Origin of the sequence: Pseudomonas sp. MYb118 (assembly GCF_040947875.1) — a bacterium.
Classification (GTDB): Bacteria; Pseudomonadota; Gammaproteobacteria; order Pseudomonadales; family Pseudomonadaceae; genus Aquipseudomonas.
Map to the genome: position 1 here is coordinate 1 of NZ_JBFRXN010000004.1, position 14,751 is coordinate 14,751.

Annotated in this window: 12 protein-coding genes; 10 read left to right on the forward strand and 2 right to left on the reverse strand. The window is 61.9% G+C overall.

Features of this window, described 5'->3' with window-relative positions:
* The 3 genes from ABVN20_RS26280 to ABVN20_RS26290 form a co-directional block, all read left to right on the forward strand.
* Nucleotides 1-198: FCD domain-containing protein (locus ABVN20_RS26280; RefSeq protein WP_368558724.1), on the forward strand; the 198-nt coding region annotated here is incomplete at its 5' end.
* 48 nt (nt 199-246) lie between these two features.
* Nucleotides 247-1,341, forward strand: a complete 1,095-nt coding sequence (locus ABVN20_RS26285; RefSeq protein ID WP_368558725.1) for a polyamine ABC transporter substrate-binding protein — start codon at nt 247-249, stop codon at nt 1,339-1,341.
* A 17-nt stretch (nt 1,342-1,358) separates the two neighbouring features.
* Nucleotides 1,359-2,969, forward strand: coding sequence for a gamma-glutamyltransferase family protein (locus tag ABVN20_RS26290; protein WP_368558726.1), 1,611 nt, complete (start codon nt 1,359-1,361; stop codon nt 2,967-2,969).
* A 138-nt stretch (nt 2,970-3,107) separates the two neighbouring features.
* On the opposite strand, the gene ABVN20_RS26295 is transcribed toward ABVN20_RS26290, so the two are convergent.
* A complete protein-coding gene (locus ABVN20_RS26295) occupies nt 3,108-4,277 on the reverse strand; it encodes a catalase family protein (protein ID WP_368558727.1) in 1,170 nt (389 codons plus the stop codon).
* The gene (locus ABVN20_RS26300) at nt 4,274-6,082 is read right to left on the reverse strand and encodes a di-heme-cytochrome C peroxidase (protein WP_368558728.1); all 1,809 of its coding nucleotides are present in this window, start codon (nt 6,080-6,082) and stop codon (nt 4,274-4,276) included. Before ABVN20_RS26300 ends, ABVN20_RS26295 begins: the two co-directional genes overlap by 4 nt.
* 266 nt (nt 6,083-6,348) lie before the next feature.
* Between ABVN20_RS26300 and ABVN20_RS26305 the strand changes: the two genes are divergently transcribed.
* The 7 genes from ABVN20_RS26305 to ABVN20_RS26335 all read left to right on the forward strand — a co-directional run bounded on the left by ABVN20_RS26305 (nt 6,349) and on the right by ABVN20_RS26335 (nt 14,460).
* Nucleotides 6,349-7,065 carry an FKBP-type peptidyl-prolyl cis-trans isomerase gene (locus ABVN20_RS26305; RefSeq protein WP_368558729.1) on the forward strand — a complete coding sequence of 239 codons (717 nt, stop codon included), beginning with the start codon at nt 6,349-6,351 and terminating at the stop codon, nt 7,063-7,065.
* A 292-nt stretch (nt 7,066-7,357) separates the two neighbouring features.
* Entirely contained in the window at nt 7,358-7,813 is a 456-nt protein-coding gene (locus ABVN20_RS26310; protein WP_368558730.1) for a YkvA family protein, read from the forward strand.
* Nucleotides 7,814-7,925: 112 nt separating this feature from the next.
* Nucleotides 7,926-8,267 (forward strand): multiprotein-bridging factor 1 family protein, encoded by a 342-nt coding sequence (locus tag ABVN20_RS26315; protein ID WP_368558731.1) that lies wholly within the window; start codon nt 7,926-7,928, stop codon nt 8,265-8,267.
* On the forward strand, nt 8,264-8,635 hold the full coding sequence (locus ABVN20_RS26320; protein WP_003223109.1) for a hypothetical protein: 372 nt from the start codon (nt 8,264-8,266) through the stop codon (nt 8,633-8,635). The genes ABVN20_RS26315 and ABVN20_RS26320 overlap by 4 nt, the downstream gene beginning before the upstream one ends.
* Nucleotides 8,636-9,043: a sel1 repeat family protein gene (locus ABVN20_RS26325; protein ID WP_368558732.1), complete on the forward strand. Its 408-nt coding sequence runs from the start codon at nt 8,636-8,638 to the stop codon at nt 9,041-9,043.
* A 234-nt stretch (nt 9,044-9,277) separates the two neighbouring features.
* Nucleotides 9,278-14,083, forward strand: a complete 4,806-nt coding sequence (locus ABVN20_RS26330; RefSeq protein ID WP_368558733.1) for an RHS repeat-associated core domain-containing protein — start codon at nt 9,278-9,280, stop codon at nt 14,081-14,083.
* Entirely contained in the window at nt 14,083-14,460 is a 378-nt protein-coding gene (locus ABVN20_RS26335) for a hypothetical protein (RefSeq protein ID WP_368558734.1), read from the forward strand. The genes ABVN20_RS26330 and ABVN20_RS26335 overlap by 1 nt, the downstream gene beginning before the upstream one ends.
* Nucleotides 14,461-14,751 lie beyond the last annotated feature (291 nt).

A 14,751-nucleotide genomic window follows, 5' to 3' on the forward strand; every position in this document is an offset into this window, starting at 1 on the left:
GCCCTGTATGCGCTGATCGAGGCGCCCATGCGCCTGTGGCTGCAACACGTCGACAAACCCCTGAGTGCGCGCCAGGAACACGCGGTGATTCTCGAGGCGATTCGCGCAGGCGACGCGCAGCAGGCCGAGGCGGTGGTGCGCGAGCACATCGAAGGCACCGTTCCGGAATTGATCAGCTTTCTGCAAACAGCCAAATAAACCAAGAAACGGGCCCTGAGCCCTGTGAATCTTCCAAGGGAGTTGACGATGCGTATATCCAGTCTTGCTGCGGCCCTGTGCATGGCCGCCGTGTTGCCCCAGGTGCAGGCCGCCGAACAGGAGCTGAAGTTCTACAACTGGTCCGACTACATTGCCCCCGACACCTTGAAGAACTTCGAGCAGGACAGCGGCATCAAGGTCCAGTACGACATCTTCGACACCAACGAAATGCTCGAGGCCAAGATGTTGTCCGGGCATTCGGGGTATGACCTGGTGGTGCCGTCGAGCCAGTTTCTCTCCAAGCAGATCCGCGCCGGCGCCTACCAGCCGTTGCAGCGCAACCTGCTGGGCAACTGGAAACACCTCGACCCGCGCCTGATGCAGCGCCTGGAAGCCGCCGATCCTGGCAACAAGTACGCCGTGCCTTCATGTCGGGGCACCGTGGCCATCGGCTTCCAGCGAGGAAAAGGTCCGCGCCGCACTGGGCGAGGACCGTGGTGCTCGAATTCCTGGTGGATGGTCTTCGACCCGGCCAACCTGGCCAAGCTCAAGAGTTGCGGCGTGGCCTTCCTTGATGCCCCGGTGAAGATCATTCCCCAGGCCTTGTTGTACCTGGGCCTGGACCCCAACAGCACCAAGCCCGACGACTACAAGAAGGCCTCGGCGCTGCTGATGAAACTCAAACCGTCGGTGACCTACTTCAACTCGTCGAAATACACCGCCGATCTCGCCAACGGTGATATCTGCGTGGCCATCGGCTATTCCGGCGACGTGATGCAGGCCCAGAGCCGGGCCAAGGAAGCCGGGAAAACCGTGGACATCCGCTACCTGCTGCCCAAGGAAGGGGTCAACCTGTGGTTCGACATGCTGGCCATTCCCAAGGATGCCGGCAACACCGTCGGTGCCCACAAGCTGATCGACTACCTGCTGCGCCCCGAAGTGATCGCCCCGGTCAGCGACTACGTGGGCTACGCCAACCCGAACAAAGACGCCACCGCGCTGATGGACCCGAAAGTCAGCAGCGATCCGGGCATCTACCCCGGTGATGACGTGATCGCCCACACCTTCGTGTCCGCCGACCTGCCGGACGCGATCCAGCGGCTGATCACCCGCGAGTGGAACCGGATCAAGTCCGGCCAATGAATTGACGAGTGTTTGCCATGTTGAATTTCTCTGCACACGAGTATCCCTATGCCTCGCAGCGCCAGAGCGTGTTCGCCCGGCGAGGCATGGTGGCCGCCTCGCAGCCGCTGGCGGCGGAGGCGGGGATCGAAATCATGCGCCAGGGCGGCAACGCCATCAATGCGGCGATCGCTACGGCGGCGGCCCTGATTGTGGTCGAACCCACCGGGTGTGGCCTGGGCGGTGACGCCTTTGCGCTGGTCTGGATCAAGGGCCAGTTGCATGGCCTGAACGCCAACGGCCATGCGCCGGCGGCGCTGAGCATCGAGGCGGTGAAGGCCGCTGGCCATGAACAGATGCCGTTGTACGGCTGGACCCCGGTCACCGTGCCCGGTTGCCCGTCGGCCTGGGCCGAGCTGTCCCGGCGGTTCGGCAAGTTGCCGTTCGCCGACCTGCTGCAACCGGCCATCAGCCTGGCGCGCGACGGCTTTCCGCTGTCGCCGGTGGTCGCCCATCAATGGCAGATCGCCCTGGACGAGTTCAGCCCCCACCGCGATGCGTTGCTCGAGCCGTGGTTCGAGACTTTCCTGATCGAAGGCCGCGCGCCGCGGGCCGGTGAGCTGTTCCGCAACCCGGCCCAGGCCCGGACCCTGGAAGAGCTGGCCGCCACGCAATGTGAAAGCCTGTACCGTGGCGCCCTGGCCCAGCGCCTGGATGCCCATTCCAAAGCCACCGGCGGTTACCTGCGGGCCACCGATCTGGCCGACTACCGGGCGCAGTGGGTCGAGCCGATCCACATCAACTACCGCGGCGTCGATGTCTGGGAAATCCCGCCCAGCGGCCAGGGCCTGGTGGCGTTGATGACGCTGAAGATCCTCGAAGGCTTCGACTTCGACCATCGCGACAGCCAGCAGACCTGGCACCGTCAGTTGGAAGCGATGAAGCTGGCCTACAGCGACGGCCTGCACTACATCACCGACCCGGAGCACATGCGCGTGGCCGTGGCCGACCTGCTCAGCGATGACTACAGCGCCCGTCGCCGCGCGCAGATCGGCGAGCAGGCGCAGCCGCCCAAGCCGGGCGACCCCCATGCCAGCGGCACGGTGTACCTGGCCTGCGCCGACGCCGAGGGCAACATGATCTCGTTCATCCAGAGCAACTACCACGGCTTTGGCTCCGGCGTGGTCCTGCCCGACAGCGGCATCGCCCTGCAGAACCGCGGCCAGGAATTCAGCCTCGATCCGGGCCATTCGAACTGCCTGGCACCGGGCAAGAAGACCTTCCACACCATCATCCCCGGTTTCCTCAGCAAGGACGGCGAGGCCCTCGGCCCGTTCGGCGTGATGGGCGGCTACATGCAGCCCCAGGGGCATGTGCAGATGGTCATGAACCTGGTGGATTTCGGCCTCAACCCGCAAGCAGCCCTGGATGCGCCGCGCTGGCAATGGCTGGGGGAAATGAAAGTCGGCATCGAGCAGGGCGCTTCCCGAGACCTGGCCAATGCCCTGGCCCGACGCGGGCATCAGGTAGAGATCGCCAGCGACCTGACCGATTACGGGCGTGGCCAGATCATCCTGCGCGACCCGGTCAGCGGCGTGCTGTGCGGGGGCACCGAACCGCGGGCGGATTCGCATATTGCGGTGTGGTAACTCCCACCTGTGACAACAACCTATGGGCTCTTCTGTGGGAGCGAGCCTGCTCGCGATGGCGGACTGTCAGGTGCCTTCTCTAAACCTGACACACCGCATCGCGAGCAAGCTCGCTCCTACAGGGGGTTGTGTGGGGCTTTACTGTCTGGCGTTCTGGCTGTGGCGGTAATCGCTGACTGACTCATACACCGCCTTGCGCAGCCGGTTGATCCCGCCAATCGGGCGGTGTGCCTCCAGGCCGAACCACGGGTTGAACGACAGGTTGTCGCATTGCAGGTTCTGCGCCGGGGTGTCGAAATCCTGGGCGGGCAGGGTGATGCGGGCCACGGTCTGGTAGGGCGAATCCGCCTCGCGCCACTCGATGCTGGTGTCTTCGATCGGCATGTATTTGTTCGCATCCTGACGCTGGATCTGCAGGACGAAACACGCCGGCACGCGGTCGGTGGACAGTTGCTGGTTCAAGGCGCTGCGCAGGAAGTTCGGCAGGTCGTGATTCTGCTTGGGCAAGGCGTAGGCCGGGCAGTTATCCGGATCCGGCGCGACCCTGAACTTGGCATTGGCCTCGCCGAACTTGTACGGCGACACGGAGAAATAGGTGGTCTGCGTCGGGCTGTCCGGCGGTGGCGAGAGGGTCGCCAGGGCGATGAACAGGTGGCGGATCTGCCAGGTGCGTGGGTCCCAGCCAGGGAAGAACGCCATGACCTTCTTGCCGTCCGCCTGCGCCGCCACATTCTGACGGTATTCGGCGACATCGCTGACAAAGAAGTTCGGGTGGCTGAACATCACGAAGTCCTGCTCGTGCAGGTCCTGGCGGTTGGCGAGCAATTGCTTGCCCGGCACGTCCAGCAGTTTGATCGCCATGCCCCGGGCATCGCGGATGCTGTCGAACTGCGGATAGGCGTTGCCGTTGGACAGGCGCAGGGTCGCTTGCCACCGTTTGCCCGGTTCGCTGAACACGCCGCGCCGCAGTTCCTGCGCCAGCTCCGGCAACACCTGCACTTCGGCCTTCACGCAGCCATGGGCCTTGGCGTGGGCATCACGCAGGTAGCGGGTGCTTTCGCGGTGTTGATCGACGATACGCACAGCGGTCTGGATTACATCCTGGGTCATCGCGGCTTCCCCGGCGGGGATCTGCTCTTGCGAAGGCACCGGGCCTCGGTGTTGCCAGGCGAACCAGGCGCTGCTCAAGGCCCAGCCGATCAGGCCGAGCACCAGCACCGTCAGCACAATCTTGCCGAGCAGCCGCCCCAGCCACAGCCAGAGTCGGGCCAGCAGCGGCAATTCCTTTTTGAACGTGGACATGATCATGGCAGTTGTGTCTCCAGCGGGCCGCCCAGCACTTTCAGGTATTCCAGCAGCGCCCAGCGCTCCTCGGGTTGCAGCAACCGGCCAATCACGCCATTGCCGCGTTCGCCGGCGCGGAATTCATGGCCGCTGTTGCGGTTGCCGGTAATGCGCGTATCGAACACGAAGCCATTTTCGAAGGCTTCCGTGCGATAGCCCAGGTGCCGTGGGTCGTACTCGAAGGTGCCCCGGTAGAAGGTGGTGGCGCGTTCATCCTGGGGCGAGAGCAATTGATAGATGCTCGGCACCGAACCATTGTGCAAAAACGGCGGTGTGGCCCACACGCCCGCCAGCGGCCGGGCCTTGTAGGCGACCATTTCGCGCACGCCGATGGGCAGGCCGAAACCGTCGAACTGCGGCTTCTCGGCCGGGGTGATGTTGGCGTCGCGATAGGCACGGTTCTCGACGAAGGCGGTGACGTAGGCCAGGCCCTTGGCCACCGACAGTTGGCTCAAGTCCAGCGGCTCCTTGGGCTCGGGGTCCAGTTTCACGTCCAGCTTCTTGAGCTCCGCCGGGTCCCATTGCAGGGCGGTCAGGTCGAAACGGTGGTTGGCGATGTTGTTCGCGGCGGTAGGGTCGGTGCCAATGACCTCGACCGGCAGCATGTGCAGATGCTGGACCCAGCGCTCGCCTTCCTGGGTCACTTTCGGCACGTGGCATCCGGCGCAGTTCTCGGTAAACAGCGCGCGGCCCTTGGCAGCCAATGGCTTGTCGATGGTGCCCAGCAGCTCCTCCGGCCAGGCCGGCGGCTTGAGTCGTTGCAGGGTTTCTTCAATCAGATGCAGGTCGCGCACCCGCACGCTGGACGGGTAGCGGTCGTCGCCCATGAGCGGCTGGCGGTTGTCGTCGAAGAAATTCAGCGTGGCCCCCACACCCAGGGCTTCGCCGATGTTGCGCGCCATGGGTTGCTGCGCCGAGCCATTCCACTGCACCCAATCGAAGGTCCACATGTCCCACAGTTGCGGGTAGTCCACCGGTGCGTTGGCCACCCGGTAGTTGGCCGGGGAAATCGCGTCGCCGAAACTGGCGTTGGCAATGCGCCCGAACGCATCGGTACGGCCAGGGCCTTCCTGCGTTGGGTAGAGGCCCCGATGGGTATCGTTCCAGGCCACCTTGAGGAAGGTATCGAGGGACTGCTTGAAGTCCTTGCGCAGTTGTTGGTGTTGCGCGTCGTAGCCCTGGCCCAGCACGTTGCGGGCGAACCGTTCGAACTTCCACGGGTTGTAGTAAGTCGACGCCAGACTGGCCACCAGGGCCTGTCCGAAACTGCCACCGCGCAGTGTCGGAACACTGGAGGGCAACACATGTTGCGCGGTACCGCCGTCAATGCGGATGGCCTGGTCCTTGAAGCGCAGCTCGCCGGTGTGGCAGGCCGAGCAGGTAATATCCAGAAACTCATCTTTACTGCCGGGATTTTGATGCCGGGCGAAGCCCACGGGCAGGTTGCCGGGGTTGTCGGGCGTGGCTTTCTGACCGGGGTCGATCAGGAAACCGAAACGTGCCATGTACTCCGGCGCGGCGAATCGTCGCTCCGAGAAGGGCAGTTCGAGGGCGGTGAACCACTCGTAGCGCAGGCCTTTGACTTGCGTGCCCTGGGGGGTGAAATAGTAGGTCTGGCGGTCGCTCGCGCTCCACTGCTCCAGGTAGTGCACCTGTTGCGCGGGCGTCCACTGCGGCAGTCTGGGGTTGGCGACGTAGTACAGGACCACCGCCAGGGCGATACCCAGCAGTGCCACGATCAGAATCAGCAGTCGGTAAAAGAGGCGCAAGTTAACTATCCTTGTCGAGTTATCCCTCCCTTATGCCTGAGCTGCAAACTTGCGGCAAGTGGCCATTACTCTAAGGGTGATGCAGGTCAGTCAAGTTGATGAGGCCTGGATGACAGAAGCTTCATCTTCGGATTGCTTAAATGCGTTACAACTCCTGAACTTATCAGCCGTATCCGGCTCTCATGCCGGTAGCCATTGGTCGTGGCCGCCTGATAAGCTCGCGGCTTTACTCGATTGCCCTTTTGGCGCATGAACAAGGAAATAGCATGAAACAGCATCGGTTGGCGGCGGCGGTGGCCCTGGTTAGCCTGGTACTCGCGGGTTGTGACTCGCAGACCAGCGTAGAGCTGAAAACCCCGGCGCAAAAAGCTTCCTACGGGATTGGCCTGAACATGGGCAAGAGCCTGGCTCAGGAAGGCATGGACGACCTGGACTCCAAAGCCGTTGCCCAGGGCATCGAAGATGCCGTCGGCAAGAAAGAGCAGAAGCTGAAGGACGAAGAGTTGGTCGAAGCCTTCGCCGCGCTGCAAAAGCGTGCTGAAGAGCGCATGGCCAAGATGAGCGAAGAGTCGGCCGCTGCCGGCAAGAAATTCCTCGAAGACAACGCCAAGAAAGCCGGTGTCACCACCACGGCTTCGGGCCTGCAATACGAAGTGGTCAAGAAAGCCGACGGCCCACAGCCGAAGCCGACTGACGTCGTGACCGTGCACTACACCGGCACCCTGACCAACGGCACTGTGTTCGACAGCTCCGTGGAGCGTGGCAGCCCGATCGACCTGCCGGTCAGCGGCGTGATCCCGGGTTGGGTCGAAGGCCTGCAACTGATGCACGTGGGCGAGAAGTACAAGCTGTACATTCCAAGTGACCTGGCCTACGGCGCGCAAAGCCCAAGCCCGGCGATTCCAGCCAACTCGGTGCTGGTATTCGACCTGGAACTGCTGGCCATCAAGGACCCAGCCAAGCAAGACGACGCCGCCAAGTAATCCGCGTCTTCGCTGCCGACAACGCCTCGCTCATGCGGGGCGTTGTTGCATCTGGTGCCCGACAAAGGTAAACAAAGCGAACGGATGGGGCAGTGCGCAGTCAGACCCATTGAGGCTGTCGCCTACGCCGCTACGGGCTGCCAAGTCAATGAAATTCTGGGTTTTTTTATGTGAGTAAAAAACGCCCGATCTGAGCGAGGCCCTTGTGAAACGGGGCTTTGCGCGGTGAAATGTGGGTCTGTTCACAAGGTTATCCACAATTTGTGTGGATAACCTTGCTGCGGGAGGAATGATGAAAACACCGTGGAATTTCGCACGCTTCCTGCCGCTGGCCGGGCGCCTGCTGGCCCGTGGGCGGCTGCCAACGCTGCTGTTCGCCGTGGCCAGCAAAAGTGCCAGCCAGGGTAACCGCCTGGGCAAGCTCAAGGATGACCTGCGCCTGTTGCAGGCGTTGTGCCTGGCCTACTGGCGCGGTGAGTACCGGGCCATCAGCCCCAAGGCGCTGGTGTCGGTGGTGGCGGGCCTGATGTATTTCCTCAGCCCCGTGGACGCCATCCCCGATTTCCTGCCGCTGTTCGGCATGATGGATGACATCGCCGTGCTCGCCTGGCTGATGAAAGTGCTCGATGACGAACTCAATGCTTTCCGTGCCTGGCGCAAACGCCAGGTGCCGGAGAAACTCGTGGTGGTCGAACGACTGCCCGATACCGCGGAGCAACTTCAGCTCCAGGGGCCGAAAAAAGCCTGATTTTGCTCAGGATCGTGCCTATATCCATACCCCGCGACCTTGGCCGCTGTTAGGATTACACTTCCAAGGAAAAGCACCGACTCGCTTAGTGTCGTTGTCCTACGGGGAAGTCATGGATATTCAGATAATCACACGCGAAGGCGAGCCCGAGTATGCGGTTCTGCCGTGGGCTCAGTATCAGGCTTTACTCAAAGCAGCAGGCCAGGACCTGCCAGCGCCGCAGGACGCCCCGCAGCGTCCATCGGCAACACCCGACCCGGTTCTTCCGGGCCTGGATCAACTACGCAGTTTACGCGAAGCAAAGGGCATCGCCATCGAGGCGCTCGCCCGCACGGTAGGCATCAGCCCGTCTTATCTGGCCATGATCGAAAGTGGCGAGCGTCTGCCCGACGCTGCGATCCGCCGCAGTCTGGCCTGGGAATTGACGGTGCCAGGGTGGAGGGATGAATCGTGAGCGTACGCATCAGTCGTCAACATTGGGACGGGTTGTTGGGCGAGCTGGACCAGGCGCGCCGCCAGAGGCACCTGCTGACCTACCGCGCGTTGCTGGAGCGATTGCAACTGCCGACGCCGGCCATGCAAACGTTGACGGCTGCGCTTGAACACCTGGCCGCACTGGACGCCAAGGCCGAGCAGCCTTTGCGCAGCTCGCTGGTGATCAGCCAGGGCGCCAGCCGCCTGCCACGCACCGGTTTTTTCGAGTGTGTCGAGCGCCTGGGGCGTTTCTCCGGGCCGTCCGACGGGGTCGCGGCGGCCTCCTGGCATGCGTCGGAAGTGGTGCGTGTGTTCGAGTACGAATACCCCGAATCGGCGGAGGCCTGAATGTTACTGAAACTCAAGGCGCAGATCGGCTATTGGCTGGCGCGCCGGCTTTTTCACTGGCCCTGGTGCGTGCGCCAGCCGCGTATCTGGAGCTGGATGGAAAGTCAGTTCGCGCGCATGGCCAATCTGGGCAATACCTCGGCGCAAAGCTTCTACGGCCACATCCTGACCTTTCGCGGCGTAGGTATCGGCGCCCGTGAAGAAGGTATTCGGTTACTGCGCCTGGCAGCCCTGGCGGGGGATGGCAAGGCCGCCTATCAGGTGGGCGTGATCAGCCTGGCCGGAAGCGCGAGCAAGGCGCCTGATCCGGTCGAAGCGGCACGGTTCTGGAACCTGGCCCTCAAGGCAGGGCACCCGTTGGCCGAGATCAAACTCAACGAATTGGCCGCTCGCGACACCGCACAATAGATCTATTTCCTTCACATCTCCCCCTGTGGGAGCGGGCTTGCTCGCGAAGCTTTTCTGCTTTTGCCGCGTTTTCTGAAAAATCGGCAATTAGGGATCCTTCCTACATCCGCTCCCTACTTTCCTGACTTCTTTCTTTGTTGAACCTGCGCATTGTCTCGCGTGCTTATTTTCACGCGAGAGATTGCTCATGTTTGACCCGATTGTTCATGCCATCGCCTGCATCGCGGTGGCTTGATGGAGCCTGTCGCCCGCATCGAGCAAGAGCTCGACAGCTTCGCTGACACCCTGAGCGTGTACCGCCAGCAACTGCGTGGTTTTTTCGCTCGCACCAGCGACAGGCTCAGCCGGGCCACCGACATGCCGTCGCTCATGGGCATGGAGCGGCTGATCAAGCTGGGCAACACCACCACCACGGTGACCAGCAGCGATGAGCGGTTTTTCTCCACGGTGGCGCAATGCCCCCAGAGCAGAATCCTTGAGATCGAGAGCCGCTTCGAATCGGTTTACGACATTCCACTGGGCAACATCCAGGTTGATGTGATCGCCGTGGAGGACGGTGAAAAGACCCCGATTACCCTGGATGAACACGGCAAGGGCACCTTCCAGGGCATCCCCGGCAAGTTCTACCGCATTCATGTGCAGAGCGAGGTGACGCCGCAGCAGATTGACGAACTGTTCAGCGCCTATGACGGCCTCGCGACGCAGTTGCAAGGCTGGCTGCGCAGCGAGTGGCAAGGCTACAAGCCACAGTGGTCGCAGCAGTCGGCCGCCGCCTCTCTGGCGGCAGCGGGCAACGGTCTGCTGGCCGGCAGTTGGGCGGCGATCCAGGCGGTGTGGGATGGCATTGGAGAACTCTCCGATATTCTCAAGGACCCGGCCGCCTACGCTGAAAAGCTGGGTGAAAGCGCGGGTGAACTGGCCGCCCTGGCGCAGAGCGCGCCACAGCAGATGGAAAAAGCCATGCTGCTGGCCAGTGACGAGGCCGCGCTGTGCCTGCTGATGCGCGCCGCCACCCTGTGGCTGGAGATGCTGCCACCGACGCAACTGGCCGCGTCGTCGGCCGAGGCCATCGCCAAGGTGGTGGTCGGTCTGGTCATCGACCTGTTGATCGGCCTGGTCTTGAGCGTGGTCGGAGTGGGCATCGCTTGGCTGGGCGTGCGCCTAGCCAGGTATGGCAAGCAGATTTTCGACGCGGCCATGGCCTTCGTGAAGTCGATGGCGGCGATCCTCGACACCTTCATGGGCTACGTCGGGCGCTACAAGCCGGTCGCTGCCAGGGGTGTCGCCGCCGGTGTGAAAGGCGGCGGGTTGCAACTGCGCTGGGACGCCAGGCGCAACACCACCCTCAAGCACGACGAACGTCACGACGACTCGCCGAAACAGGCCACCAACCCCAACGGCGACAGCGCCGAAACGGCCGATAAAACCGCCACCAACCAGTGCCCGGTGTCGATGGTCACCGGCGAAGAATTGCTGACCCTGACCGATGGGGTGCTGGACGGCATCCTCGCGTTCGACTTCACCCGGCTGTACCGCACCAGCGCGGCGGAACTCGACATTGGCCTTGGTTTTGGCTGGAGCCACAGCCTGGCGCACCGCCTGGAAATCGACGGCGAGTCAGTCATCTGGATTGATCATGAAAACCGCCGCACGACTTTTCCGCAACCCTCGGTCACGCGCCCGATCATCCACAACAGCCTGTCGTGCGCGGCGATCTATCTGGGTGACGATCCGGAAGAACTGATCCTCGCCCAGGCAGGCGATGACGCGCGCTTCTATCACTTCATCAACGGCCGCTTGAGCCGCATCAGCGACGCTTACGGCAATCGCCTGCAAGTGAGTCACGACTACCAGGGGCGGTTGCAGCGCCTGGACAACGGGGCCGGCCGTGCCTTGTTGTTGCGTTATAACCGCCGACACCTGGTGGCGGTCGACTATCAGCAATTCGTTGCCGCCGACACGCTGCAAGCCTCCTGGGTCACCGAACAAACGCTGGTCGGTTACCGCTACAACGAGCGCGGCCAACTGATCGCGGCGACCAATGCCGCCGGTGAAAGCGAGCGCTACGACTACGACGATCTGCACGTCATCCTCCAGCGGCAACTGGCCGGCGGGGCAAGTTTCTATTGGGAGTGGGAAAGGTCCGGCAAGGCCGCACGATGCATCCGCCATTGGGCGTCTTTTACCCAGATGGAGGCGCGTTATCTCTGGGATGACCAGGGCAGTGTCACCGTCCACAACCTCGATGGCAGCGAAGAGGTTTACCGCCACGACGATCGCGCGCGGCTGGTGCGCAAGGTGGATCTGGAGGGTGGCGAGCACCTCAAGGCCTATGACGAACAAGGGCGTTTGATCGCTGAGCAGGACCCGCTGGGGCATGTCACCGAGTATCGCTACGACGATGCCGGGCGGCTGGTGGCCTTGCTGGCGCCTGAAGACGAGCCGACTTCCTACGAGTATCGCAACGGTTTCCTGCACGCCCGCCATCGCGGCAAAGCGGTGTGGGGCTACCAGCGTAATGTCCAAGGCGACATCACTGCCGCGACCGACCCCGACGGGCACGTCACTCGTTATTTCTACGATGAACGTGGGCAACTGCTGTCGATTGGCTACCCGGACAACAGCCGACATGCCTTTGTCCGCAACGCCCTGGGCCAACTACTCGAGGAAACCTTGCCGGACGGTGGTGTGCGGCGGTTTTCCTACGATGTGCTGGGGCGGCTGATCAGCCGGCAGGACGCACACCACGCCGTCACCCGCTACACGTGGGACGCGGTTGGCCGGCTGATCCAGACCACGCTGCCGACAGGCGCCACGCGCTCGTTCCAGTACAACGCCTACGGCAAGCTCGTCACCGAAGACGATGAGCTCGGCCACGTCACGCGCTACGAATACTTCGAAGACCTGCACCTGGTCAGCCGGCGGATCAACCACGACGGCACCCAACTGCGTTATCGCTATGACAACGCGCAACTGCTGCTCACGGAAATCGAAAACGAAGCCGGCGAGAAGTATCAACTGGACTACACGCCGGGCGGATTGATCCGTCAGGAACGTGGATTCGACGGCCTGCACACGGCATACGCCTACGACCTGAATGGCCACCTGCTGGAAAAAACCGAGTTCGGTACGGACGGCTCGCAGCAGGTCACCGCCTATGAGCGGGATGCGGCCGGGCGGCTGCTGTGCAAGACGTTGCCCGATGGCAGCAAGGTCGAATATCGCTACGACGGCCTGGGGCGGTTGATCGGTGTCGATGACGGCCAGGATCATCCGCTGGAGTTCGAGTACGACCTGCAGGACCGGCTGATCACCGAGCACCAGAGCTGGGGCACCCTGCGTTATGCCTATGACGCCTGCGGGCAGCTCAAACGCATGCGTCTGCCCGATGGCAGCGTGCTCGACTACCACCGGGAAAAGGGCGGTGCACTGAGTGCAATCGACCTCAACGGCGCGCGCCTCACCACCCATCAGTCTGCCTTCGGACGCGAGCTGCAACGCCAGCAGGGCCAGCTCACCAGCCACTACCACCATGACGAACAGGGCCGCCTGCAAGCCCAAGTCATCCACCAGCACAACCGACCGCTGTACATGCGCCACTACGGCTACGCGGTCAACGGCAACCTCGCCACCCTCGCCGACAGTCGCCACGGCCAGCGCAGCTATTACTACGACGCCCGCAACCGCCTGACCCGCGTACGCCACACCCGCGACGACCCAGCAGAAAATTTCGCCCACGACCCCGCCGGCAACCTGCTGATGCAGGATCGCCCAGGCGTGGCCAACGTCGCGGGCAATCGCCTGCTGATGCAAGGCGACCGCCATTACGACTACGACGCCTACGGCAACCTCATTCGCGAGCGCCGCGGCACCGCACAAAAACTCGTCACCCACTACCGCTACGACTGCCAGCACCGCCTGATCGGCATCACCCGCCCGGACGGTGGGCAGTCGTCCTACCGCTACGACGCCTTCGGCCGACGCATCGCCAAGACCGTCGACAGCAAAACCACCGAATACTTCTGGCAAGGCGACCACCTCGTCGCCGAAAGCAGCCGCGACCACTACCGCAGCTACCTCTACGAACCCGGCACCTTCCGCCCCCTGGCCCTGCTCGACGGCAAAGGCCCGAGCAACGCCTGCCCGTTCTACTACCAACTCGACCACCTCGGCACGCCTCAGGAACTGACCGATTACAGCGGTGAAATCGTCTGGTCGGCCAAATACAACGCCTACGGAAAAGTTACCCAGCTGGCCCACGGCGGCGGGGAACGCCTGGAGCAACCGCTACGCTTCCAGGGCCAATACTTCGACGCCGAAAGCGGCCTGCACTACAACCGGCATCGGTATTACGACCCCGATCTCGGCCGGTATCTAATGCAGGACCCGGTGAAACTGGCGGGCGGGTTGAATTCGTATCGGTATGCGGTGAACCCGACGGGGTGGGTTGATCCGTTGGGGTTGAGTGGCAGCTGCCCAGGGGCAGGGAAGGCGGGGTGTGGGGCGCCGGATGATGTTGCTGGGGCCAGGGTTGATGAGGGTGGGCCTGTGCTGCCGAAAATGTCGGCTGGGCAGCGGCGGGAGAGAATTGATGAGTTGGCGGAGGCGAATGCCAAGCGGCGGGTTCTGGAGTATGAGGAGAGGTACGATATGCATACTGTTAAGAAGCACAGTTCAGAAATACCTGATGCTGCGCTTAAACAGCGGGCAATTGATGGGACGGATCCTCATACAGGTAGAACTCCCCGGAGTGCGAGAGGAAATCGAAGCTCGCAATTTACTAGCTGGAGGGTTCATCTGAACGCCTTGAACAAAGCCTTGTCCAGAGAGGTTCTGGGGTTGAGTCCTCATACTGGCGTAGATCACGACAACTTCCCAATTGTCAGAATGGAGGTGCCGGGAGCAGGGCGAGGTTATAAGCCGAACAGAAAAAATGCTGCTGAACCAATTTTGACTGAGAACATGGACTGGGTTGAGATTAAATTTGATAAGGTCGATAGGGCGAGACCATTTACTGGTTTTCCATCGGAGAAAAAGTAATGTTGTGTCATCCGTTTTTAAATGAGATTTTTGAGCCGAATTTAATGTGGTTTATCGGGGTGTTCAATGTTTATGATCTTGAGCATACTCTTGGCGTTGAGCTGGATGCTTATGATCCTAATGATGAGTCTGATAGGGCAGAGCTAATAAAGAAGTACTGTTTGGATTTAAGTTATCTATCTTATCGGCATAAGTATGTTTTGCTGCAGTATCTCGCAGCCAAGCTGAGCGACGGCGAATATGATTTTCAAAGCTTATTCGAGATCGACGAAGATGAAGCCTCGAGTTGGCCGCGAGGCGAATGGTACGAATTAGAGGATCCACCGGGGCTTCCTACAGCATGTCTATGTGCTTGCACAGGAAGTCTGGAAAGATGATCTGGATAAGGCCAGTCTTGAAGACCAGTCTACTTGGTAGCGTTGGTCGTCTTTGTGATGAACGAATCGAATGACCGCTGCGCGGTCAATCGCGGGCAAGCCCGCTCCTACAGTTGACGGGGGGGCTATTCGATTTTTTTGGTGTGTACCATTAGTTGGCTGGCAACGGACCTGTAGGAGCGAGCATGCTCGCGATGGTCGTTAACGATGACGCGGGATGTCTGGAGGCCCGTGTCGCCTGGGCCACCATCGCGAGCATGCTCGCTCCTACAGGAGTGGGGGCGATGATCG